General features: G+C 43.1%; 21 protein-coding genes and 5 tRNA genes. 7 read left to right on the top strand and 19 right to left on the bottom strand.

All coding sequences use genetic code 11. From position 1 onward, the window contains the following. Window positions 1-46: 46 nt before the first annotated feature. The 7 genes from HPS53_RS12800 (at window position 47) to HPS53_RS09220 (ending at window position 5174) form a co-directional block, all read left to right on the top strand. Window positions 47-346 carry a hypothetical protein gene (locus HPS53_RS12800; RefSeq protein ID WP_172205821.1) on the top strand — a complete coding sequence of 100 codons (300 nt, stop codon included), beginning with the start codon at window positions 47-49 and terminating at the stop codon, window positions 344-346. Between the two features lie 3 nt (window positions 347-349). Beyond that, window positions 350-1117 (top strand): hypothetical protein, encoded by a 768-nt coding sequence (locus HPS53_RS09245; protein WP_172205817.1) that lies wholly within the window; start codon window positions 350-352, stop codon window positions 1115-1117. 21 nt (window positions 1118-1138) lie between these two features. Beyond that, a complete protein-coding gene (locus HPS53_RS09240) occupies window positions 1139-2062 on the top strand; it encodes an RHS repeat-associated core domain-containing protein (protein WP_172205816.1) in 924 nt (307 codons plus the stop codon). 12 nt (window positions 2063-2074) lie between these two features. Then, window positions 2075-2839 carry an NTF2 fold immunity protein gene (locus HPS53_RS09235; RefSeq protein WP_104369185.1) on the top strand — a complete coding sequence of 255 codons (765 nt, stop codon included), beginning with the start codon at window positions 2075-2077 and terminating at the stop codon, window positions 2837-2839. Between the two features lie 211 nt (window positions 2840-3050). Continuing rightward, on the top strand, window positions 3051-3323 hold the full coding sequence (locus HPS53_RS09230) for a hypothetical protein (RefSeq protein ID WP_172205815.1): 273 nt from the start codon (window positions 3051-3053) through the stop codon (window positions 3321-3323). A gap of 12 nt (window positions 3324-3335) precedes the next feature. Further along, window positions 3336-4151 carry a hypothetical protein gene (locus HPS53_RS09225; RefSeq protein ID WP_104368270.1) on the top strand — a complete coding sequence of 272 codons (816 nt, stop codon included), beginning with the start codon at window positions 3336-3338 and terminating at the stop codon, window positions 4149-4151. Window positions 4152-4553: 402 nt separating this feature from the next. After that, on the top strand, window positions 4554-5174 hold the full coding sequence (locus tag HPS53_RS09220) for a hypothetical protein (RefSeq protein WP_172205813.1): 621 nt from the start codon (window positions 4554-4556) through the stop codon (window positions 5172-5174). Window positions 5175-5315: 141 nt separating this feature from the next. Here the strand turns inward: HPS53_RS09220 and HPS53_RS09215 are convergent, their stop codons facing one another. From HPS53_RS09215 to rpsU, 19 genes are all read right to left on the bottom strand, one after another. Beyond that, window positions 5316-6491, bottom strand: coding sequence for a dienelactone hydrolase family protein (locus tag HPS53_RS09215; RefSeq protein WP_104369385.1), 1176 nt, complete (start codon window positions 6489-6491; stop codon window positions 5316-5318). A 7-nt stretch (window positions 6492-6498) separates the two neighbouring features. Beyond that, window positions 6499-6996, bottom strand: coding sequence for a GNAT family N-acetyltransferase (locus HPS53_RS09210; RefSeq protein ID WP_104369384.1), 498 nt, complete (start codon window positions 6994-6996; stop codon window positions 6499-6501). A gap of 1247 nt (window positions 6997-8243) precedes the next feature. Next, window positions 8244-12572, bottom strand: coding sequence for a DNA-directed RNA polymerase subunit beta' (gene rpoC, locus HPS53_RS09205; protein ID WP_172205811.1), 4329 nt, complete (start codon window positions 12570-12572; stop codon window positions 8244-8246). A gap of 40 nt (window positions 12573-12612) precedes the next feature. Next, on the bottom strand, window positions 12613-16425 hold the full coding sequence (rpoB, locus tag HPS53_RS09200; RefSeq protein WP_104369381.1) for a DNA-directed RNA polymerase subunit beta: 3813 nt from the start codon (window positions 16423-16425) through the stop codon (window positions 12613-12615). Between the two features lie 124 nt (window positions 16426-16549). Continuing rightward, complete coding sequence (rplL, locus tag HPS53_RS09195) at window positions 16550-16930, bottom strand: 50S ribosomal protein L7/L12 (protein WP_104369380.1); 381 nt, start codon at window positions 16928-16930, stop codon at window positions 16550-16552. A gap of 72 nt (window positions 16931-17002) precedes the next feature. After that, the gene (gene rplJ, locus HPS53_RS09190; protein ID WP_104369379.1) at window positions 17003-17521 is read right to left on the bottom strand and encodes a 50S ribosomal protein L10; all 519 of its coding nucleotides are present in this window, start codon (window positions 17519-17521) and stop codon (window positions 17003-17005) included. A gap of 20 nt (window positions 17522-17541) precedes the next feature. Beyond that, window positions 17542-18234: a 50S ribosomal protein L1 gene (gene rplA / locus HPS53_RS09185; RefSeq protein ID WP_104369378.1), complete on the bottom strand. Its 693-nt coding sequence runs from the start codon at window positions 18232-18234 to the stop codon at window positions 17542-17544. A gap of 17 nt (window positions 18235-18251) precedes the next feature. Continuing rightward, entirely contained in the window at window positions 18252-18692 is a 441-nt protein-coding gene (rplK, locus tag HPS53_RS09180; protein WP_104369377.1) for a 50S ribosomal protein L11, read from the bottom strand. A gap of 97 nt (window positions 18693-18789) precedes the next feature. Further along, the gene (gene nusG, locus HPS53_RS09175) at window positions 18790-19335 is read right to left on the bottom strand and encodes a transcription termination/antitermination protein NusG (protein ID WP_104369376.1); all 546 of its coding nucleotides are present in this window, start codon (window positions 19333-19335) and stop codon (window positions 18790-18792) included. Between the two features lie 15 nt (window positions 19336-19350). Then, a complete protein-coding gene (gene secE / locus HPS53_RS09170; protein ID WP_104369387.1) occupies window positions 19351-19542 on the bottom strand; it encodes a preprotein translocase subunit SecE in 192 nt (63 codons plus the stop codon). A gap of 18 nt (window positions 19543-19560) precedes the next feature. Beyond that, window positions 19561-19633 (bottom strand) — tRNA-Trp (locus HPS53_RS09165). 86 nt (window positions 19634-19719) lie between these two features. Further along, a complete protein-coding gene (gene tuf, locus HPS53_RS09160) occupies window positions 19720-20907 on the bottom strand; it encodes an elongation factor Tu (protein ID WP_104369375.1) in 1188 nt (395 codons plus the stop codon). Between the two features lie 47 nt (window positions 20908-20954). Further along, window positions 20955-21026: transfer RNA gene (locus HPS53_RS09155), tRNA-Thr, on the bottom strand. A 7-nt stretch (window positions 21027-21033) separates the two neighbouring features. Beyond that, window positions 21034-21106: transfer RNA gene (locus HPS53_RS09150), tRNA-Gly, on the bottom strand. Window positions 21107-21130: 24 nt separating this feature from the next. After that, window positions 21131-21213: transfer RNA gene (locus tag HPS53_RS09145), tRNA-Tyr, on the bottom strand. 32 nt (window positions 21214-21245) lie between these two features. After that, window positions 21246-21319, bottom strand: a tRNA-Thr gene (locus HPS53_RS09140). A 99-nt stretch (window positions 21320-21418) separates the two neighbouring features. Then, a complete protein-coding gene (gene hpf / locus HPS53_RS09135; protein ID WP_104370036.1) occupies window positions 21419-21718 on the bottom strand; it encodes a ribosome hibernation-promoting factor, HPF/YfiA family in 300 nt (99 codons plus the stop codon). Between the two features lie 23 nt (window positions 21719-21741). Further along, window positions 21742-22629, bottom strand: coding sequence for a tyrosine-type recombinase/integrase (locus HPS53_RS09130; protein WP_172205809.1), 888 nt, complete (start codon window positions 22627-22629; stop codon window positions 21742-21744). An 81-nt stretch (window positions 22630-22710) separates the two neighbouring features. After that, window positions 22711-22902, bottom strand: a complete 192-nt coding sequence (gene rpsU, locus HPS53_RS09125; protein WP_104370089.1) for a 30S ribosomal protein S21 — start codon at window positions 22900-22902, stop codon at window positions 22711-22713. Window positions 22903-23332: the final 430 nt, after the last annotated feature.

Genomic DNA, 23332 nt, shown 5'->3' with positions numbered 1-23332 from the left:
GACGAGACAAAGGAAGATTTTGAAAGGCTGAGGTGGTAAAGATTTTATAGACAACGAGCGTGCTCGGAATACCTATAACATTTTCAAGAATTTCACCGGAAAGATTTTCAAGACAGGTGTAAGCTCCGGAAAGATAAGGAAAGACGGCAAATCATACAGAGCGGAGAGTCAGGTAAGGAAATGGAATCGTCTGGCAGGAGAGGACAGATATGAATCTGTTATAACACATAAAGAACCGGCGGGAAAGAATGCAAGAGAAAAGATTTATAATTATGAAAGAGAGAGAGCTGATAAATTAAAAAAACAAGGATATTTAACAGATGAACATAAACATAAAAGACCATAAATTATGAACTTAAGATACATTAGTTTAAACATACATCATGAACATTATTCAGGTATAAGTCAAGATTTTAGTTATAAATTTCAATTTAATGTTAGTTTTGTATACTACTATTTATCAAAAGCCGTTCGCAAAGAAAAGATAGAAACAGGTATCTATAATATGATTAATGTTCTACTATCTGCAAAAATAAAAGAACCCACAATAAAACTAATTGAGTATTTTAAAGCAATAGAGGTTACAATCCCTTTCGATGAAGCGGAACAAAGCCGATATATCGCAATGGGTATCGAGGAACGATACGAGTTTTATCTGACAATGCTGGAAAAAGGGTATTATCTGGCAAATATCGTATGTGACGTAAAGCCGGAGATACTTATCGGACTTCACGAAAAGTTCAGACAGGGTGGATACAGAAACGAGTGGCTGTTCAAGAAAAAGAGGATAAAGGAATATGGAATAAATGTTGTGCTCAACTGCGTGTTAACATCATTCGACTTCAAACTCATGCTTACGGTTCTCGACTTGAAAAAGAACTTCATTGCAGAAGGATGCATATATCAGACTTATCCGGATGGAATATTTTTTTTTAAAACAATAAAGAACTTGGTCATAACGGATAAAAAACTGATTATAACGGATTTTCTTGATCAAGATATGATAGAATGTAAGCTGGAAGATCTCTTGAAAGGAATAATAAAAGCAAAATGCGTTGACGAACATACGTGCATTACATATACAGTGACGAGACAAAGGAAGATTTTGAAAGGCTGAGGTGGTAAAGATATAAATACAATGCCAAAAACAAACATAAGATACATCATGTCGCTCATAGCAGCGATATTCGCCATAAACGCACCCGGATGGACAGTAAATAAATATACATACCACGGAAAGAGCGTCTCATACACATACGGAGCAAACGACGAGGTACAAAGGTATAAGTATAACGGCAAGGAACTCGACAGGCTGCTCGGACTCGACTGGTATGACTACGGGGCGAGGATGTACGACCCGATATTATGCAGGTGGAACAGGCCGGACCCGCTCGCGGACGATTATCTGAATGTCAGTCCGTATGTATATTGTCTGAATAATCCGATAAAGCTGATTGATATTGACGGGTTGAAACCGGGAGACTTTTTCAGAACGGCAGATGAAGCGGCTATAGATTTCGGATTGTATTACAATGATAATTCTATACGGGAAGGAGTAGAGTATGGCAGCAGCATATTCAAAGTAATGAATAACAAAGGCGAAATCGGATATACTTATACAATTGCCAATAGAGGTAATAAAGATGTGGTTATTTCAAGCAAGGCTCCTTGGGGATTTAAAACCGTTGCCACTACTCATACACATGGGCGCAGTACTGCTAATGATTCAAAGTCTTTTTATGACAATTACTATTCAGGAATGAGGGATAAAAAACATTATATCCTACCTCCCCATAAATTAAAAAAAGTAAAAACGCTTGATACCAATATTGGCAATGCAAATATAGATAAAATAGATTCATATTTAGCAAGTCCGAACGGGGAACTGCAAAAATACAACCATAGGACTGGTAAAATAAAAGTATTATCAAACGAAATGCCAAGCGACCCCAATGACCCTGATAGGCAAAATAGCATTTCACCTTTCTTTGAAAAGGATAAAAGTATGTTTCTTGACATAAAAGATTTTCCTTCATTCAATCAATATTTAATGACACCATAACATATTACAATTATGAAAAAGAATAATAAATGCATATACGGAATACTTTTTTTTATTTCTATTGTTATATGTCTGATAATAATAGGAACAACACAAGAAAATCAGAAGCCTAAGCCTCAACCTAAATTATATGAATTTAACGGTATTAGGAAACACGAAAGACCTCAGGAACAAGCTCCTGATTTCGGAGAATTACCCATGGATATATTTATAGACGCTTCAATAGTTCCCAAAGTTACAACACCTGGTTTAGCTGTCCAAATAAGCTCAATCATATTTAAGGCTATACATGGAGAGAATTTAGTAGCGACATATAAAAGATATAAAGTCACATTGATAAACAATAGGGTGTGGTTGGTTCGTGGATATAACACCATTGTTCATAGTACATTAATGATACAAAAAAATGATGGAAGAGTTCTGCATATCTCAATGAATCCAAATAAGAAGCAAAACAAGCAATACAAAGAAGATATAGAGAGACTATTAATACAGATTAACAGATTTAAAAAAGATAATAATTATATCTCAAAATATGGATATACGCCAGATAGCACAGTGTATGAATTACCGAATGGCGTTATAAAAGATGCTCGGACGGCAGCCGAAGTTGGGTATGAAATAATAGATTTTCATAAAAGCCAACCTATTCAGATAGAATTGTATGATAAAACTTTGTGGTATATCAGAGGGACTCTTTCTGGTGGAGGAACCGGAAATCTTAGTATTCAAAAATCAGATGGAAGAATAATCGCTATTTATTATGAAAAGAACTGAATAGTATACAAAATTAGACGGATATTCCAAAGGATTGGAAACAAACCAGTACTATCCGTTCGGAACATTATACTTAAACGACAAAGAGTATGAGTTACAAAGGTATAAGTATAACGTAAAAGAGCCGGACTGGCTGCCCTGGCTCGGAAACTTTTTATAGTAATTACTTTTCGGGAATAATGGATGATGGCAAATCCTACCACCTCATAAAATGAAAAAAGTTACAAATTCAAAGAAAAACATAACCGACATTGGAACCGCAAATACACACCAAATAGATTCATATTTAGCAAGTCCGAACGGGGAACTGCAAAAATACAACCATAGGACCGGTAAAATAAAAGTATTATCAAACGAAATGCCAAGCGACCCTAATGATCCTGAACGATTGAACCGGAAGCAATCATTTCTTGAACAAAATCCCTATAGTATTATTGACATAAATAACATATTTTTATACAATCAATATTTAACAATACCATAATACATTAAAATCATGAGAAAAAGAATATATATATATGGAGTTATACTTTTAATATCAGGTACAATATGCTTAATAATATTAGGGGGTATGTCATCCAAAAGTACTATCAAAAGATCAAAAAACGAACAGAGGCCTAAACTTCAAACCAAACTCTATGAATATAGAGATTCTAAAGATAATCCGGACATATTATATTGGGACTCGGCTCCTGATAATGGATATTTGCCAATAAGAGTAGAAATAAATACCATGAGATATTTGGGAATAGAGACGGCAAATAAAGCCGTTCAAACAAGTAATATACTATTCAAGGCTTTCCATGGAGAGAAATTAACAGCGACATACAAAAGATATAAAGTGACCTTGATAAACGATAAGATATGGCTTGTCCGTGGATACAATACTTTTGTCCATAGCACATTAATGATACAGAAATCGGATGGACGTGTATTGCATTTGTCTATAAATCCTAATCAGAAAGGAAATAAGCATTATCATGAGGATATGAAGAAATTGCTATCAGGGATTAATAAATTCAAAAGGGACAAGAGCTATATTGAAAAATACGGATACACACCGGACAATACAATATCAGACCTACCGAACGGTATAATCGAAGATGCAAAAACAGCTGCTGAGATAGGATTTAAAATATTATATTCCAACGAAGGAAATGATATATATAAACGGCTACCTCTCATTGTAAAGCTACGCAACAAAGAAGATATATGGGAGGTTTGCTTGTTTTACGATGGATGGCTGGGATGGGGTGGCGTTTTTATACAAAAATCAGATGGCAGAATACTTCATGGTTACGCATATAAATAACATCAAAGACCAGAATCATTATGAAACTTAGATTATAGAAACCGCTAAACAATTTGATGGAATTTTAATAACAAGATAAAATCGTGAAGCAGGAGAGGACAGATATGAATCTGTTATAACACATAAAGAACCGGCGGGAAAGAATGCAAGAGAAAAGATTTATAATTATGAAAGAGAGAGAGCTAAAAAATTGAAAGACCAAGGATCTTTAAAAGATAATAATAAACATCAAATACTGTAGATGTCATGAATTTAAGATACATTTATTTAAACATAAGCCATGAATACTATTCAGGCATAAATGAAGATTTTAGTAACAAGTTTGGCTATAACACCTGTTTTATAGGCTATTATCTGTCAAAGGCTGTGCGTAAAGAAAAGATAGAAACTGGCATTTATAATATGATTTACGTTTTACTATCCGCAAAGATTAAGGAGCCGACAGTCAAGCTAAGCGAATGTTTTAAGACAATAGAGATTACAATACCTTTTGATGAAGCTGAACAAAGCCGTTATATAGCAATGGACATCGAGGAACGATATGAGTTTTACCTGACAATGCTGGAAAAAGGATATTATCTGGCAAATATCGTGTGTGACGTAAAACCGGAGATACTTATCGGACTTCACGAAAAGTTCAGACAGGGTGGATACAAAAACGAGTGGCTGTTCAAGAAAAAGAGGATAAAGGAATATGGAATAAACGTTGTGCTTGACTGCGTGTTCACATCGTTCGAATTCAAACTAATGCTGACAGTTCTCGACTTGAAAAAGAACCCGATAGCAAAAGGATGTATATATCATACGTATCCGGATTATACTTTCTTTTATAAAACAATAAAGCACTTGGTTGTAACTGATACAAAACTTATTATAACGGATTTTCTTGATTATAAGATAATTGAATGTAAACTTGAAGACCTCGCGAAAGGAATAATAAAAGCAAAGTGTATAAATAAGAATGCTTCACTTTACATATACAGTGACGAGACAAAGGAAGATTTTGAAAGGCTGAGGTGGTAAAGATATAAATACAATGCCAAAAACAAACATAAGATACATCATGTCGCTCATAGCAGCGATATTCGCCATAAGCGCATGTGGACATATGGAATATATCAATGTGAAATGAGTCATTTCACATTGATATACCTATATTCAAATTCATTTCAAAACCTTTTCAAAGAATTCGAGCACACGCTCTTGGGCTTTCAAGCCGCATGAGTGGGGGATATCCCATATCTCGGTTTCAAGATCGCCAGACGCCCCTTGGCTGTCCCACACGGCGTGCATGGTGTCGAACGCACTCCGCACACCGTCAACAGGGAAGAGATGGTCACGGCTGCCGTTGATGAACAGCATCGGTTTGGGGCAGGCCAAAGAGGCAATGTGAGGATAGTCGAGATACTGCCGCAGGGCGGGAATGCAATTGGCAAAACCGCCGTATTCCCGCTTTTTGTCTTTCACTGACATCTGAACATCGGTGGTCACCATCCAACAGATGGCAGCACCGGCCTTTACCCTGTCGCTGAGGGCTGAGAGCATCCACGCCCGATAGGCTCCCATGGAACATCCGGCGCACCCTATGCGCGAGGCATCGACACAAGGCAGCGTTGACAGGAAATCGGTACCGGCGATATCGTCGTAGGTCATGAACGCACTGAGATCACGGCCGAGCATCATCATGTTGCCGGCGATGATGTCGTACTTGCTACGATCGACCCCTTCCTCACGGCCGCGTTCGCCCCACATCGGGGCATCGGCAGAGAACACCACATAACCGTGACGGGCAAGGAAATCACCGAAATAGCTGCTGTCGTAGAGCCGCTCCACCCAGCGGTCGGCATCGTTTGTGACAACGGTATCTTCATCAAACGGGCGTATCATCTTCTCCTTTCCTATAAAAAGATGCCCCCCGTGGTCGTGCAGCATGTTGACGGCCGGGAACGGTCCTTTGCCGTCGGGCACGAGCAGATAAGCCACTATGCGCGAGTAGGCATTTACGTTGAACTCTACCTTGCGTGCCGTATATCCGTCGCGGCGCTCCTCGGCAATGACTTTCATATCGTAGGCGGCCGCTTTCAGCGGTGGCGCCATCATGCACTCGAAAACTTTTGCACGGGCTTCTTTCTTCCACTTTCCGAAGTTACGGGTGTGGCTGTTGCCCCAGGCCATCGGGTACGTCAGTTCTTTTTTAAGCTGTTCGACATAGCATGGCAGGTCGAACGAGAACTCATACTTGCCGCGCTTCTGCGGCTTACGCGACTTCTGGGCATCCGCGCACACACAGACCGCCAGCAAGAGAGCCGCAAGGGATAGTCTTTTGATTAAATTTGTCATCGGTTATCTATTGTTCGTTTTCTATAAGCAACAGTTCATAGTCGGCCACATCAAGCAGGCTGCCATGTTTAAAACCCACGCTCCGGAACAGAGATACCTGACGAAAACCGAGTCGCTCATGAAAAGCGCGGCTGGCGGTATTGCAAGCCGTGATACATGCTATCAGAGCATGGCAACCGCAAAGACGGCACTCAGCGATGAGCCGTTCCATCAACCGCCGCCCCACCCCACGGCCGCGGCACTGCGGTGACAGGTATACCGTGGTCTCGAACGTATGTGCGTATGCAGCACGCTCTTTCCATGCGTGGGCATAGCAATAGCCTGCTATCACCCCCTCTTCCTCACAGACGAAATAGGGATAGTCGGCCGACAGGCTCCCGATACGCCGCCGCATGGCCTCGACCGTGACCGGCTCCGTCTCGAAAGATACCACCGTGTTCACCACATAATGGTTGTAAATGTCCGCTATCGCCGGCGCATCAGCCGGTGTCACCCGTCTTATCATGAAACAGTTTATACTACGATTGATGGTGCAAAGTTACGATTTATTCATATATCACAAAAATATATCTTTGCCTAACATGCCGTTTTTCATGTAAAAACGACAATAAACGGCCGAAAGGCCCTGAGGCTTCACAAAAAGAACAATTAATTATACTTAACCACGGAAGCCGGGAAGACAAGAATGGAAAGTATGATAATACGAACAGACGCAGTGTAAATAAAATATCACAGATTTAACATTTTTGTTTTACGCGAAATAGAACAATCAGTACGATACACAATGCGATATGTCGCATTGTGCAAAATGATAATCTTGCAGATTTTCTGCAACGGGATACTCATTGGAATGCGTTTAGCAACACTTTGCGATGCGTTTAGCAGCCCGTTGCAATCCATTTAGCGTCCCGTTACAATGCAGCGGGACGCTAAACGGACCACAACGGGTATCCTAATGCAGTGGCCGTTAATGGAAATTAATATCATACCCACGGCAAACCGCAGTACCATATTGACCTACAGCGACTTACGTTAAGAACCGAAATACATGGATATTTCCGGCCGCAGATTTTAAATTTCAGAACAATCGAGTATTCAAGACGTTTTTGTAATAATTATTCCTAATTATCAACACTTCATTTTTCAAGGCAAGAAGACACTTTCAACAAAGATTTATTTTTTTATACAAAAACCGTTTTTAACTGACATAAAAGCGTGAATAACAGGCTTTGAAAACAAAATGAAATGGTACATTGAAACATGCCGCCTCACGCACCATAAACAAGTCATGGCCTTGCACCAATATGCAAGAACCGTCATCACACTACGTATATATATACAACATCAGGAACATAATCGCCGAAAAAAAACGAATATGTATGTAGAAAAAGTTTTATGTACAGCATACATTTGTCATGAAATTCGTTTAACGGACTATACTGTCATCAAACAGAACAATTGACAAAACCATACACCACCCGACGTTCGCCTGAATTTTAGAACATGGATTGAATACCATAAATAAAAAAGAACTGATATATAAATACCCATACAAGAGCAAAAATGGCGGCGGATAATGATAAGGCAACCGGTGAAAGGATAAAAAAGAATTCGACGCGGAGACAACCAAACATCACATTATGGAAGAAACACGAAAATAAAACCGCTGACAAGAAAAAGCCCCCCAAAAAAACAAGGGCAAATCCCATGATGGGATTTGCCCTTGTTTACAGATATAAAATGATTGTTTTTTTATTCCTTTGCGGCTTCCACCGCCTCCTCGGCGAAGTCAAGAACATTCTTGCGGTTGGCCTGAATACGGTCGTACTCCTCCTTCGAACCCACAATAATCTTCTCATACTCGCGCAGACCGGTACCGGCCGGGATAAGGTGACCGCAGATAACGTTCTCTTTCATACCTTCGAGACGGTCCACCTTTCCACGGATAGCGGCCTCGTTGAGCACCTTGGTCGTCTCCTGGAACGAGGCGGCAGACATGAAACTCTTTGTCTGAAGAGCGGCACGGGTGATACCTTGAAGTATCTGCGTAGACGTTGCGGGCACCGCGTCGCGCACCTGAACGACACGAAGGTCACGGCGTTTGAGCGACGAGTTCTCGTCGCGGAGCTTACGTGCAGTGACAATCTGGCCTGCCTTCATGTTCTCGCTGTCACCGGCATCGGTCACCACTTTCTTGCCCCAGATACGGTCGTTCTCCTCGGCAAAGTCGAGCTTGTCGACGATTTCGAGTTCGAGGAACGATGTATCGCCCGGATCGTTAATCTGTACCTTGCGCATCATCTGACGCACAATTATCTCGAAGTGCTTATCGTTAATCTTCACACCCTGCAAGCGGTAAACGTCCTGCACCTCATTTACGATGTACTCCTGAACGGCTGTCGGACCCTTGATGGCAAGGATGTCGGCCGGAGTGATTACGCCGTCGGAAAGCGGAGTTCCCGCACGCACGGCATCGTGCTCCTGTACAAGTATCTGCTTAGACAACGACACGAGGTACTTGCGCTGCTCACCGGTCTTTGACGTAACGATAATCTCACGGTTACCACGCTTGACTTTGCCCATGGTGACCTCACCGTCGATTTCTGAAACGACAGCTGGATTGGACGGATTACGAGCCTCGAACAGCTCTGTGACACGGGGAAGACCTCCGGTGATGTCACCGGCCTTTCCTACGGCACGTGGTATCTTTACGAGAGTCTCACCGGTCTTGACTGTCTGACCGTCTTCCACCACCACGTGGCCACCCACGGGGAAGTTATATGTACCGACCTTTTTGCCATTGGCATCAATAACGTCACAGGTAGGTACTTTCGACTTATCCTTTGATTCGGTGATAATCTTCTCGGTCAAACCTGTTGTTTCGTCGGTTTCCGAACGGAATGTCACACCCTCGATAACGTCATTGAACTTCAATGTCCCGGAGTACTCGGTAACTATAACGGCATTGAACGGGTCCCACTGGGCTATCTTGTCGCCCTTGGCAACCACGTCACCGGTCTTGTAATATAGCGAAGAACCATAAGGTACGTTCATCGTCGACAATACGATATTGGTATTTGCGTCCACAAAACGAACCTCACCAAGACGGCTGACAACCATCTCGCACTTGCGGCCTTCTTCTTCAAAAGGTACCGTACGCAATTCTTCAAACTCTATCCGGCTGTCGTTCTTTGCCACGATAGACGCATTGGCGGCAGCATTGGCAGCCACACCACCGGCGTGGAAAGTACGAAGAGTAAGCTGTGTACCCGGCTCACCGATGGCCTGAGCGGCTATGACACCGACAGCCTCACCTTTCTGAACCATACGGCGGGTAGCAAGGTTACGTCCGTAACACTTCATGCAGACTCCATGCTTGCTCTCACATGTAAGCACGGAACGGATCTCAACACTCTCGATGGGAGAGTCTTCGATTATCTGAGCTGCGGCCTCGTTTATCTCTTCGCCTGCCGACAATATTGTTTCACCCGTATTAGGATGGATAATGTCATGCACTGTAACACGGCCGAGAATACGCTCATAAAGAGTTGATATTACCTCATCACCGTTTTTCAACGCCGTGCAGACAAGTCCGCGAAGTGTTCCACAATCCTCCTCATTGATGATGACATCATGAGAGACATCCACAAGACGACGTGTCAGGTATCCGGCATCGGCTGTCTTCATGGCCGTATCGGCAAGACCCTTACGAGCACCGTGTGTAGAGATGAAGTATTCAAGCACCGACATTCCTTCCTTAAAGTTAGAAAGAATAGGATTTTCGATAATCTGCGCACCCTCGGCTCCTGCCTTTTGTGGTTTTGCCATAAGTCCGCGCATACCCGACAACTGGCGAATCTGGTCTTTTGAACCACGGGCACCCGAGTCAAGCATCATGAATACGGCGTTAAATCCTTGATCGGCCTCGGTCATCTCTTTCATCAAGACATTTCCAAGGTCGTTATTGATATGAGTCCACGTGTCGATAACCTGATTATAACGCTCGGTATCGGTAATGAATCCCATATTATAGTTTTCAGTAATCTGACGGATTTCCTCGTTTCCTCTTTCTACAAGCGCCACCTTTTCTTCCGGTATGATTATATCGTCGAGGTTGAAAGAAAGTCCGGCGAGATATGCCATCCGGTAACCAAGGTTCTTTATACCGTCAAGGAACTCGCACGCCTCGGCAAAACCGACGGACTTAATAACGTCAGCGATAATGTCGCGAAGACTCTTCTTGGATATGACCTTATTGACAAATCCGACTTCCTCCGGGATAATTCCGTTTACAATCACACGGCCGACAGATGTCTCTACCATCTTGTCCACAAGGCTACCACTCTCGTCAAGGTCCTTGACGATGACACGAACCTGGGCATGCAAATCGCAACGACCCTCATTATGAGCGATTATCGCCTCCTCTGGACCATAGAACGTAAGTCCCTCTCCCTTTGCGCCCGGACGGATTTTGGTGATATAATAAAGACCAAGCACCATGTCCTGAGAAGGCACTGTGATAGGAGCTCCGTTAGCCGGGTTAAGGATATTATGGCTCTGAAGCATCAATATCTGGGCTTCGAGAACAGCCTCGTTGCTCAATGGGAGGTGGACAGCCATCTGGTCTCCGTCGAAATCGGCATTGAACGCCGTACATGCCAACGGGTGCAACTGAATAGCCTTACCTTCGATAAGTTTCGGCTGGAAAGCCTGAATACCGAGACGGTGAAGTGTCGGGGCACGGTTAAGGAGTACGGGATGACCTTTCATCACGTTTTCAAGAATATCCCAAATAACCGGTTCACGGCGATCCACGATTTTCTTTGCGCTCTTTACAGTCTTTACAATTCCACGTTCGATGAGTTTACGGATAATGAATGGTTTATAGAGTTCGGCTGCCATCAATTTCGGCAAACCGCACTCACCCATTTTCAATTCAGGGCCTACAACGATAACCGAACGAGCGGAATAGTCTACACGCTTACCAAGAAGATTTTGACGGAAACGACCCTGCTTACCTTTCAATGAGTCTGAAAGTGATTTCAGCGGTCGGTTGCTGTCGCTCTTCACCGCACTGCTCTTACGGGAGTTGTCGAACAAACTGTCGACAGCTTCCTGCAACATACGTTTTTCGTTTCGGAGAATGACCTCGGGAGCCTTTATCTCAACAAGTCTCTTCAAACGATTGTTACGTATGATAACACGGCGATAAAGGTCGTTAAGGTCTGTAGTGGCGAAACGTCCGCCATCCAGTGGTACCAAAGGACGGAGTTCTGGCGGGATAACCGGAATTATTTTCATAATCATCCATTCGGGATGATTTACCTCTTTACTCGTACGGAACGCCTCTACAACCTGCAAACGCTTCAGGGCTTCATTCTTACGTTGAACGGAAGTGTCGCTATTGGCACGGTCACGAAGTTCATACGACAATGAGTCCAGATCTATTCTGAGCAAAAGGTCGTAAATAGCTTCCGCACCCATCTTTGCTATAAACTTATTCGGGTCATTATCATCAAGATAAGCATTCTCAATAGGAAGCTGGTTATCCAATATGTTATTATATTCATCCTCTGAAAGAAGGTCGAACATATTTGAACCCGGCATATCATTGCCTTCCGCGTCTTTCTTGCCGGCCATCAAACCGGGCTGTATGACAACATAACGTTCATAATAAATAATGGCATCGAGTTTCTTCGTTGGTAAACCGAGCAAATAACCTATCTTGTTAGGTAAAGAACGGAAATACCAAATATGAGCTACCGGAACAACTAATTCGATATGACCGGTACGCTCTCTACGAACTTTCTTTTCTGTAACCTCAACACCACATCTGTCACAAACGATGCCCTTGTAGCGGATACGTTTATATTTACCGCAAGCACACTCGTAATCCTTTGTCGGACCAAAAATACGCTCACAAAACAAGCCGTCACGCTCAGGCTTGTATGTACGGTAATTGATTGTTTCCGGTTTGGTCACCTCACCAAAAGAACTTTCCAAAATCTCTTCAGGAGACGCAAGTCCTATGGTAATCTTGGTGAAATTACTCTTTATCTTTGAATCTTTTTTGAAAGCCATATTTTCTTTATTCTATATTATTTATGTAAAGAGTTTCTGATTAATCGAGAGTTACACTCAAACCGAGACCCTTCAACTCATGTAAAAGTACATTGAGTGACTCCGGAATACCGGGGGTCGGCATGGATTCTCCTTTGACAATTGCTTCATAAGCCCTGCTACGACCCACAACATCATCAGATTTGACTGTAAGTATCTCTTGAAGGACATGACTTGCGCCAAATGCCTCAAGTGCCCAAACCTCCATCTCTCCGAAACGCTGTCCACCGAATTGCGCCTTACCACCAAGCGGCTGCTGTGTAATAAGTGAGTAAGGACCGATGGAACGGGCATGCATCTTGTCTTCAACCATGTGGCCTAGCTTCAGGAAGTAAGTGATTCCCACTGTCGCCGGCTGGTCAAAACGCTCTCCTGTCTCACCATCATAAAGATGGGTTGAACACAAATGAGGAAGCCCGGCCTTGTCTGTCCACTCTGCAAGATCTTCAAGTTTTGCGCCATCAAAAATAGGAGTAGCAAACTTAACTCCGAGTTTTTTACCGGCAGCACCAAGAATGGCTTCAAATATCTGGCCAAGGTTCATACGAGATGGCACACCCAGCGGGTTCAAGACCAAATCCACAGGACGACCATCCTCAAGGAAAGGCATATCTTCCTGACGAACAACTTTTGATACAATACCTTTATTTCCATGACGACCGGCAAGCTTGTCACCCACACCAATCTTACGCTTCTTGGCTACATAAACCTTAGCCATCTGCAAAATACCGGATGGCAACTCGTCACCGATTGTTATAGCAAACTTCTTGCGCTTCATCTCAGCATCAAGGAGTTTGTATTTCTTCATGTAATTTATAATCAACTTGGCAATAAGCTCGTTATTATGCTCGTCATCAGTCCAATTACTGATCTGAATATCTCCATATTCAAGATTTTTCAAATTGGTCATCGTAAACTTACTACCTTTTGTTATAATCTCCGCTCCGGTATAGTCCTTCACTCCTTGTGACACCTTATTATCTGTCAAGGCAAGCAGTTTATCAACCAGAATATCTTTCAAGTCTTCTACCTTTGCCTCATATTCCTCGTCTATTTTGGCAAGAACTGCCTTATCCTGTTGCTTGGTCTGACGATTTTTTATCGCACGGGCAAACAATTTCTTATCAATGACAACACCAGTCAAAGATGGATTTGCTTTGAGCGAAGAATCCTTTACGTCACCGGCTTTATCACCGAATATGGCACGAAGTAATTTCTCTTCTGGCGAAGGATCGCTTTCTCCCTTCGGAGATATCTTACCGATAAGTATATCGCCCGGCTCAACACGTGCACCAACACGGATAATACCGTTATCATCCAAATCCTTCGTAGCCTCTTCGCTAACGTTCGGTATATCGCTGGTAAACTCTTCTACACCGCGTTTGGTCTCACGAACATCAAGAGAATACTCGTCTACATGAACCGAAGTCAATACGTCTTCACGTACAATTCGTTCATTAAGAACAATCGCATCCTCATAGTTATATCCTTTCCAAGGCATATAAGCAACAAGAAGATTACGTCCGAGGGCAAGCTCACCGTTTTCGGTTGCATATCCTTCTGTAAGGATATCGCCTTTTTTCACGCGCTGTCCCTTGTTACATATAGGCCTAAGGTCTATTGTCATATTTTGGTTCGTACGACGGAATTTTGATATTCTGTATTCTTTCAGAGCCGGCTCAAAACTTACAAACTCTTCATCTTCCGTACGATCATAGAGAATACGTATTGTCGTTGCGTCTACATACTCCACGACTCCCTCACCTTCCGCCGTAACCATAGTACGAGAATTCTCACAAACCTGCTTCTCTATACCGGTTCCGACTATAGGCGCTTCATTGTGAAGCAATGGTACAGCCTGGCGCATCATGTTGGATCCCATCAAAGCGCGGTGAGCGTCATCATGCTCCAAGAAAGGAATGAGAGATGCCGCAATCGAAGCAATCTGCTGTGGAGATACGTCCATAAGATCCACCTGCGATGGCGGAACAACCGGAAAATCGGCATCCTGACGGCATTTTACCACATCACGGATAAATGTTCCATCATCATTGAGCGGTGCATTTCCCTGACCTATTATATGGTCTTCCTCTTCTTCTGCCGTGAGGTATACTATATCATCATTATTGAGATCCGCAACCCCATTGTCAATCTTTCTATATGGTGTTTCTATGAAACCAAGTTCATTAATCTTAGCATACACACAGAGAGAAGAGATTAGTCCAATGTTAGGACCTTCCGGACTCTCGATAGGACATAAACGACCATAGTGTGTATAATGAACGTCACGCACCTCAAATCCCGCACGTTCACGAGAAAGACCACCGGGACCCAAAGCAGACAAACGGCGTTTATGAGTAACTTCTGCCAACGGGTTCGTCTGATCCATAAATTGTGACAGTGGGTTCGTTCCGAAGAATGAATTTATAACACTTGAAACAGTCTTGGCATTTATTAAGTCGGTAGGAGTGAACACTTCATTATCACGCACGTTCATTCGCTCGCGAATCGTACGACTCATACGGGCAAGACCTATGGAGAACTGATTGCTCAACTGCTCACCAACCGTACGGACACGGCGGTTTGACAAATGGTCGATATCATCCACCGTAGCCTTTGAGTTTATCAATTGTATAAGATACTTGATAATCTCGATTATGTCTTCTTTCGTAAGGACGCGAATATCCATCTCGGTATTGAGCCCCAACTTCTTATTTATACGGTAACGGCCAACATCGCCAAGATCATAACGCTTGTCAGAGAAGAACAAATTCTGTATGACTTCACGTGCACTTGCGTCATCTGCCGGATCTGCATTACGCAACTGACGATAAATATATAAAACGGCTTCCTTCTCAGAGTTACTCGGGTCTTTCTGCAATGTGTTAAATATAATGGAGTAGTCTTGTGCCACCGTCTCATCCTTATGAACCAATATGGTCTGAGCACCGCTTTCCAAAATCTCATCCATGTTATCCTCGGTAATCTCTGTCTCACGCTCCATGATGACCTCATTACGTTCGATAGAAACGACCTCACCTGTATCCTCATCAACAAAGTCTTCGTTCCAGCTCTTAAGGACACGTGCAGCCAATTTACTTCCGATATACTTCTTCATATTGGCTTTATTGACTTTTACTTCATCAGCCAAATCAAAGATACGGAGAATATCTTTATCTGCTTCAAAACCTATGGCACGAAGAAGGGTCGTAACCGGCAACTTCTTCTTTCTGTCGATGTAAGCATACATCACGTTGTTAATATCTGTGGCAAATTCTATCCAAGAACCCTTGAAAGGAATAATACGCGCAGAATACAACAAAGAACCATTGGCATGCACACTCTGACCGAAAAACACACCCGGCGAGCGATGCAACTGTGAAACAACAACTCTCTCTGCCCCATTAATAACAAACGTACCGTTTGCCGTCATATAAGGGATTGGGCCGAGAAATACATCTTGGATGACAGTACCGAAATCCTCATGATCCGGATCCGTACAATATAGTTTTAACTTAGCCTTCAAAGGTACGCTATATGTAAGACCACGCTCCAAACACTCATCAATTGTATAACGAGGCGGGTCAATATAGTAATCCAAGAACTCAAGAACGAAATTATTTCTCGTATCAGTGATAGGGAAGTTCTCTGAGAACACCTTATACAAACCGTCATTCTTGCGTTCTTCAGGCGGAGTGTCTAATTGCAGGAAGTCCTTGAAAGACTTTAATTGTACATCGAGAAAATCCGGAAACGGCATCGGATTCTTGACGCTGCCAAAATTTACTCTGTTGTCTATTAATTTTGAAGCCATAAAATGAATTTATCTTAATGGACCTATTGTCCCGTTTTTGTCTTATTATTATGTAAAAGACACAAAAAGGTTAAGAATCTCCTACTGAGAGATTCTTAACCATTAACTATTGTTGTGCACTATATTACTTGAGCTCAACTACGGCACCTGAAGCCTCGATTGTCTTCTTCAGGTTCTCAGCCTCGTCCTTAGACATGCCTTCTTTCAATGTAGAAGGAGCACCGTCCACGAGATCCTTAGCCTCTTTCAGACCAAGACCGCAAGCTTCCTTAACAGCCTTTACAACCTGCAATTTAGCAGAACCGGCTTCTTTCAGAACCACATCAAAAGAAGTCTTCTCCTCAGCTGCGGCAGCAGCGCCACCAGCAGCAGGACCGGCAGCAACAGCAACAGCTGCAGCGGCGGGCTCAATTCCATACTCGTCCTTCAGGACTGTTGCCAACTCGTTTACTTCCTTAACTGTAAGATTTACTAACTCTTCAGCAATAGCTTTAATATCTGCCATTTTATTCTAAATTTTAATGTTTTTTAATGTTGAATTATTTGACTTTTAAACTTTAATGCCTAAGGCCAAGTTTTATTCAGGACGCTCGCCTAAAGTCTTCAGCACACCATGAATGGTGTTTGCTCCTGACTGGAGAGCAGAAACAACGTTCTTTGCCGGAGATTGCAGCAATGCCACAACGTCTGCAATAAGTTCGTTCTTGCTCTTTAGAGAAGCTAATTCCTCAAGTTTATCGGCACCTACGAACAAACTCTCTTCCGCATAAGCAGCTTTAAGCGCAGGTATACCCTCCTTTGTATATTCCTTGAGCAATTTAGCTGGTACATTTGCCGTATTTGTGAACATTACGGCCGTATTTCCTTTCAAACAACCGTAAAACGGTTCGAAATCAACATCAGCTGCCATGAAAGCTCTATGAAGAAGAGTATTCTTCACGACAATCATCTTGATATCGCTCTTGAAACACTTACGGCGAAGATCGCTTGTTTTCTCTGCATTCAATCCGGATATGTCAACCAAATAGAAATGCGGATACTCTTTCAACTTCTCTCCAAGTTCTACAATTATAGTATCTTTTAATTCCTTTTTCATTTTACTAAACTTTTAACGAGTTATTCAACTGATTTAGGATCTACTTTTACACCCTTACTCATGGTGCTTGAGATAAAGATACTCTTAATATATGTACCTTTAGCAGCAGCGGGTTTTAATTTGATAATGGTCTGGATGAATTCCTTCGCGTTATCATAGATTTTATCAGCGGTAAAAGAAACCTTGCCGATTGACGTATGCACAATACCGGCCTTATCAACCTTAAAGTCTATCTTACCTTGCTTAACTTCCTTAACTGCCTTAGCAACGTCCATTGTCACAGTACCACTCTTTGGGTTAGGCATCAATCCGCGAGGACCGAGAACACGACCCAGCGCACCAATCTTACCCATACATGACGGCATTGTTATGATAACATCAACATCAGTCCAACCACCTTTAATCTTTTCGATATACTCGTCAAGACCAACGTAGTCTGCACCTGCTTCCTTAGCAGCAGCTTCAGCGTCCGGTGTACAGAGGCAGAGCACACGGGTAACCTTACCTGTTCCGTGGGGCAATGAAACCACGCCACGAACCATTTGGTTTGCCTTACGCGGATCTACACCCAAGCGTACGTCAATATCAAGCGATGCATCAAACTTGGTGGTAGTTATTTCTTTCACCAACTCTGCTGCCTCTTTCAAAGAGTATGCTTTCCCTGCTTCAACCTTATCAGCTACTAACTTTTGATTTTTTGTCAGTTTACTCATTTTCTTGAAGTTATTAATTATTTACCAGGGAACTCCCCTTGTACAGTGATACCCATACTTCTTGCTGTTCCGGCAATCAGCTTCATAGCTGCTTCCACAGTGAAGCAATTCAAGTCGCTCATTTTATCCTCTGCAATAGCTTTCACCTGCTCCCAAGTCACAGTTGCGACTTTTTTACGGTTTGGCTGCGCAGAACCGCTCTTAACCTTGGCTACCTCTTTAAGCTGTACAGCTGCAGGAGGAGTCTTGATTATAAAGCTGAATGACTTGTCAGTGTAGTAAGTGATAACAACAGGAAGAATCTTACCTGCCTTATCCTGGGTTCTGGCGTTGAACTCTTTGCAGAATCCCATAATATTAATACCCTTAGAACCCAATGCAGGTCCTACTGGAGGTGAAGGATTCGCAGCGCCACCTTTAATCTGTAATTTGATTAATCCAGCAACTTCTTTAGCCATTTCTTTATTAATAATTAATTTGATTATAGATGCGTCACAGACTTACATCTGTTCTGCTATATACGAAAGAATCAGGCACACCGTAACAATTTGTACCTTACTCTTTCTCTACTTGCATAAAACTTAATTCCAACGGAGTCTTACGTCCGAAAATCTTGACCATAACTTTCAACTTTCGCTTCTCGGCATTTACTTCTTCGATAATACCGCTAAATCCGCTGAAAGGTCCTTCCGTCACCTTCACTGTCTCATCAACACTATAAGGAATGTTCAAATCCACACTCTCTATATTTGTCTCTTCGGCAGTGCCAAGGATACGGTTCACATCAGTCTGTCTTAAAGGGGTTGGATTATCCAAACCACCCAAGAAGCCCAAAACATTCGGCATGAAGCGCAACGTATGCGCGACTTCGCCTTGAAGGTTTGCCTCTATAAGCACATAACCGGGAAGAAATAATTTCTCCTTGATAACGCGCTTGCCGTTACGAAGCATGGCATACTTTTCCATAGGCAGGAGAACCTGACTCACATTGGCAGCCAATACATCGTCGTGTTTGATTGCAGCCTCAAGATATTCCTTGACTTTTGCTTCCTTTCCACTAACGGCACGAAGAACATACCATTTCATTCCTGTTTCAGACATCTCAAATAGTAATGATTAATTAGGATAAACAGAACTCATGACAAACTTGAAAACCAAATCCATTGCCCAAACCACCAATGCGATAACCAAGGAAGCTGATAATACGATCACCGCACTATGTGTGAGTTGAGGCCACGTCGGCCAAGTAGTCTTATGCGCAAGTTCGTCGTAACAAGCCTTGCAATAATTTACAAATCTTTTAAACATGACGTTCTTTCTTTTTAGCACGGGATGAGAGGCTCGAACTCCCGACACCTGGTTTTGGAGACCAGTGCTCTACCAACTGAGCTAATCCCGTAAAATAGATTCCCGCCGTAAAAGAACGGGAATCTTTTTGATATTTCTCCATCGGCACCACACGGATGCCGATTTTAAGGATGCCGATTAATCGTCGATAATCTCTGTAATCTGACCTGCACCTACCGTACGGCCACCTTCGCGGATAGCGAAACGAAGACCAACGTTCAGGGCAACAGCGTAGATAAGCTCAACAGTGATAGTTACGTTGTCACCGGGCATTACCATCTCTACGCCTTCCGGCAGAGTGATTTCACCTGTACAGTCCATTGTACGGAGGTAGAACTGAGGACGATACTTGTTTCCGAACGGAGTGTGACGTCCACCCTCTTCCTTCTTCAATACATAGATCTGAGCCTTGAACTTCTTGAACGGCTTAATCTGACCCGGGTGGCAAAGTACCATACCGCGCTTGATTTCTGCCTTGTCGATACCGCGGAGCAACAGACCTACGTTGTCACCGGCCTGACCCTCGTCAAGGAGCTTGCGGAACATCTCAACGCCTGTTACGACAGACTTCTTGTCCTCACCGAGACCGAGCAACTCAACCTCATCACCTACGTGGATAACACCAGTCTCGATACGACCTGTGGCAACAGTACCACGACCGGTAATTGAGAATACGTCCTCAACAGGCATCAAGAAAGGCTTATCTGTATCACGCGGAGGCAGCGGAATCCACTCGTCCACCTGTGCCATAAGCTCCATTACCTTCTCTTCCCACTTAGCGACACCGTTCAGTGCACCAAGGGCAGAACCGCGGATGATAGGAGTGTTGTCGCCATCATACTCGTACTGGTCGAGAAGCTCGCGCATTTCCATTTCCACGAGTTCGAGCATTTCCTCGTCCTCAACCATATCGCACTTGTTCAGGAACACAACCAAGCGGGGAACGTTCACCTGACGAGCGAGCAGCACGTGCTCACGTGTCTGGGGCATAGGACCGTCAGTAGCGGCAACCACGATAATCGCACCGTCCATCTGAGCGGCACCTGTTACCATGTTCTTCACATAGTCAGCGTGACCCGGGCAGTCTACGTGAGCATAGTGACGGTTAGCTGTCTCATACTCAACGTGAGAAGTGTTGATGGTGATACCACGCTCTTTTTCCTCAGGAGCATTGTCAATCTGATCAAAAGACTTAATCTCTGAAAGACCGGCCTTAGCCAAAACGGTTGTGATGGCAGCCGTCAGAGTGGTCTTACCATGGTCAACGTGACCGATAGTTCCAATGTTTACGTGCGGTTTGGTACGCACAAAACTTTCTTTAGCCATAGCTTATTGTTTTAATTTTAATGAATAATCTTGATTTATTGTTTTAGAGCTGTAACTGAGAGTTGAACTCAGGACCTCTTCCTTACCAAGGAAGTGCTCTACCACTGAGCTATTACAGCGACAAAGAGCGGAAAACGGGGCTCAAACCCGCGACCCCCAGCTTGGAAGGCTAGTGCTCTATCAACTGAGCTATTTCCGCAAAACTTCCTTTTCAGAAAGAGAGTGGGTGGTGATGGATTCGAACCACCGAAGTCGAAAGACAGCAGATTTACAGTCTGCCCCATTTGGCCACTCTGGTAACCACCCTTAAAATGTTTTCTCCCTTGCCTCTGCTTCTGAGCCTCTTGTCGGATTCGAACCAACGACCCCGAGATTACAAATCACGTGCTCTGGCCAACTGAGCTAAAGAGGCTTTTCATTGCAGCCGTTCTCTTTCGAGTTACAACCTGTCTGAAAACGGCTGCAAAGATAGGCATTATTTTTTAATTACCAAAATTTTTCAAGGTTTTTTTTAATAATTCCTTGATTTTTCCTTGAATTTCTGAAGTTGCACCCGCATTGAGTCGACTCCAAGGTCAACGCTCTCTTCAAATGTATCACTCACCTTTTCCACAAAAAGCGTGCTTCCCGGCACCGTAACCGTTATGCTTGCTTCCTTGTTTTGAGCTGTTGCGGGCTTCACAACCTTTAATTGCACCTCTACTTTCTGTATTTCTTCGTAAGACTTCTCTAACTTGGCGATTTTTCTTTCGATAAACGCCTGTAATTTTTCGGTAGCGTCAAAATGAATTGACTGAATCTTAATTTCCATAGTTACCTCCTGTTTTAATAAGGTTATGCCCTTGGGTGGGCTTCTTTATAAACTTTCTTCAACTGCTCAAACGTTGTGTGAGTATAAATCTCCGTTGTGCCGAGTCCGGCATGCCCAAGCAGTTTTTTCACACTTTCTATGCCTGCGCCGTTGTTCAACATGGCCGTAGCGAAAGAATGACGAAGCACATGCGGGGAGCGTTTCTTCTGAGTGAGAACTCTCGAAAGATGATTTTTCACCAATGTCCGCACATTATATTGTTTCATCCGCTCTCCTTTGTCGTCTACAAAAAAAGCTCGCGATACAGGCAACACGACTTCATCGCGCATATCCCGATACTTCTTCAGAGCTTTTTCAAGACTACCCCCAAAAGGTATGACGCGTTGTTTACCTCCTTTTCCCGTCACTTTTATCTGCCGACCGACCATATCCACATCCGAATCGTCCAGCCCCGTGAGTTCTGAAAGCCGCACACCGGTTTCATAGAACACTGATAAAATAGTACGTGCACGGACATCTTTAAAAGATGTATCATCCCACCACTCCTCTTCATCGAGAAGTTTATCCATCGTGTCTTGCCGGACAAACTGCGGCAACAGCCTGGCTCGCTTGGGTCCTTTCACGACAAGTGTCGGGTCTTTGCCCACCAAATTCCGAATCAGAGCAAAACGAAAAAAGGAACGCAGAGCACTCAGTCTTCTGTTGACCGAGGTCGCAACGTTTCCTTTATCCATCATACTCTCCATCCATTTACGGATAACATCGGAATCTACCGACTGCCAAGAGAGTTGATTATCCAATCTTTTGAAATACGACTCAAAATCACGAAGATCTTTTTCGTAGTTTTGCACCGTCAGCGGCGATCTGTTCCGCTCATAGCGCAAGTAGTTCAAAAATTGTTCGATAACCATAAAACGCCTCGCCAAACATCAATCTTTCGGCAACGAATTTACGGAAATATATTCAAACTACCAAATTTTCCGAAGATTATTTTATTCCTCGGTGTTTCTCATTTTCTGTACGTAAACGGCGTGCTCCATCTTAAGTCTCTTCAAGACAGAGGGTTTGTCGAACTGCTGACGTGCGCGAAGTTCCTTGATGACACCAGTCTTTTCAAACTTTCTCTTAAACTTTTTGAGGGCTTTCTCGATGTTTTCGCCTTCTTTTACCGGTACAATAATCATTTTGCCTTTTTGTTTTAAATTTTTAATTAAACTTACACGTATCGAGACCAAGGCCACGATTTGCGGCTGCAAAATTACAATTAAATTATCTAACAGCCAAATATTCAGACACTTTTTTGATTGCTCTTCGACCCTTACAATGTTTTTCACCAAATTATTGCCCCACCATAATCATGATGACTCCGATTTTATTTGCAAACGACGACAAAAGGACAGGCAGCCAATGGCGACGGATTTAACGGCATCCTCCGTTAAATCCGCCTTTACCCTTACATGATAACCATATTTTATCCACGCATCCGCATTCTGTAAACATTATTCAAACAATGCGCATCGTCTCCACGAACGTATATTTATGCAAAACGGAATGAAAAGCGGCGAAATAACCATTGGAAAATGACACGTTTGTCACCGATGACACCTTGGTGCG

The sequence above is a fragment of the Prevotella sp. PTAC genome (assembly GCF_013166535.1).
Taxonomy (GTDB): Bacteria; Bacteroidota; Bacteroidia; order Bacteroidales; family Bacteroidaceae; genus Prevotella.
Note: the sequence above shows the minus strand (reverse complement) of the source record. Positions and strands in the feature narration are given on the sequence as shown.

Coding starts and splice junctions, on each gene's coding strand:
- hpf (WP_104370036.1), bottom strand. CDS start 21,718: ATGGAAATTAAGATTCAGTCAATTCATTTTGACGCTACCGAAAAATTA.
- HPS53_RS09235 (WP_104369185.1), top strand. CDS start 2,075: ATGAAAAAGAATAATAAATGCATATACGGAATACTTTTTTTTATTTCT.
- nusG (WP_104369376.1), bottom strand. CDS start 19,335: ATGTCTGAAACAGGAATGAAATGGTATGTTCTTCGTGCCGTTAGTGGA.
- HPS53_RS09215 (WP_104369385.1), bottom strand. CDS start 6,491: ATGACAAATTTAATCAAAAGACTATCCCTTGCGGCTCTCTTGCTGGCG.
- HPS53_RS09230 (WP_172205815.1), top strand. CDS start 3,051: ATGAAAAAAGTTACAAATTCAAAGAAAAACATAACCGACATTGGAACC.
- rpoB (WP_104369381.1), bottom strand. CDS start 16,425: ATGGCTTCAAAATTAATAGACAACAGAGTAAATTTTGGCAGCGTCAAG.
- rplA (WP_104369378.1), bottom strand. CDS start 18,234: ATGAGTAAACTGACAAAAAATCAAAAGTTAGTAGCTGATAAGGTTGAA.
- rpoC (WP_172205811.1), bottom strand. CDS start 12,572: ATGGCTTTCAAAAAAGATTCAAAGATAAAGAGTAATTTCACCAAGATT.
- rplJ (WP_104369379.1), bottom strand. CDS start 17,521: ATGAAAAAGGAATTAAAAGATACTATAATTGTAGAACTTGGAGAGAAG.
- HPS53_RS09240 (WP_172205816.1), top strand. CDS start 1,139: ATGCCAAAAACAAACATAAGATACATCATGTCGCTCATAGCAGCGATA.
- rpsU (WP_104370089.1), bottom strand. CDS start 22,902: ATGATTATTGTACCGGTAAAAGAAGGCGAAAACATCGAGAAAGCCCTC.
- HPS53_RS09210 (WP_104369384.1), bottom strand. CDS start 6,996: ATGATAAGACGGGTGACACCGGCTGATGCGCCGGCGATAGCGGACATT.
- secE (WP_104369387.1), bottom strand. CDS start 19,542: ATGTTTAAAAGATTTGTAAATTATTGCAAGGCTTGTTACGACGAACTT.
- rplK (WP_104369377.1), bottom strand. CDS start 18,692: ATGGCTAAAGAAGTTGCTGGATTAATCAAATTACAGATTAAAGGTGGC.
- HPS53_RS09130 (WP_172205809.1), bottom strand. CDS start 22,629: ATGGTTATCGAACAATTTTTGAACTACTTGCGCTATGAGCGGAACAGA.
- HPS53_RS09220 (WP_172205813.1), top strand. CDS start 4,554: ATGATTTACGTTTTACTATCCGCAAAGATTAAGGAGCCGACAGTCAAG.
- HPS53_RS09245 (WP_172205817.1), top strand. CDS start 350: ATGAACTTAAGATACATTAGTTTAAACATACATCATGAACATTATTCA.
- HPS53_RS09225 (WP_104368270.1), top strand. CDS start 3,336: ATGAGAAAAAGAATATATATATATGGAGTTATACTTTTAATATCAGGT.
- rplL (WP_104369380.1), bottom strand. CDS start 16,930: ATGGCAGATATTAAAGCTATTGCTGAAGAGTTAGTAAATCTTACAGTT.
- tuf (WP_104369375.1), bottom strand. CDS start 20,907: ATGGCTAAAGAAAGTTTTGTGCGTACCAAACCGCACGTAAACATTGGA.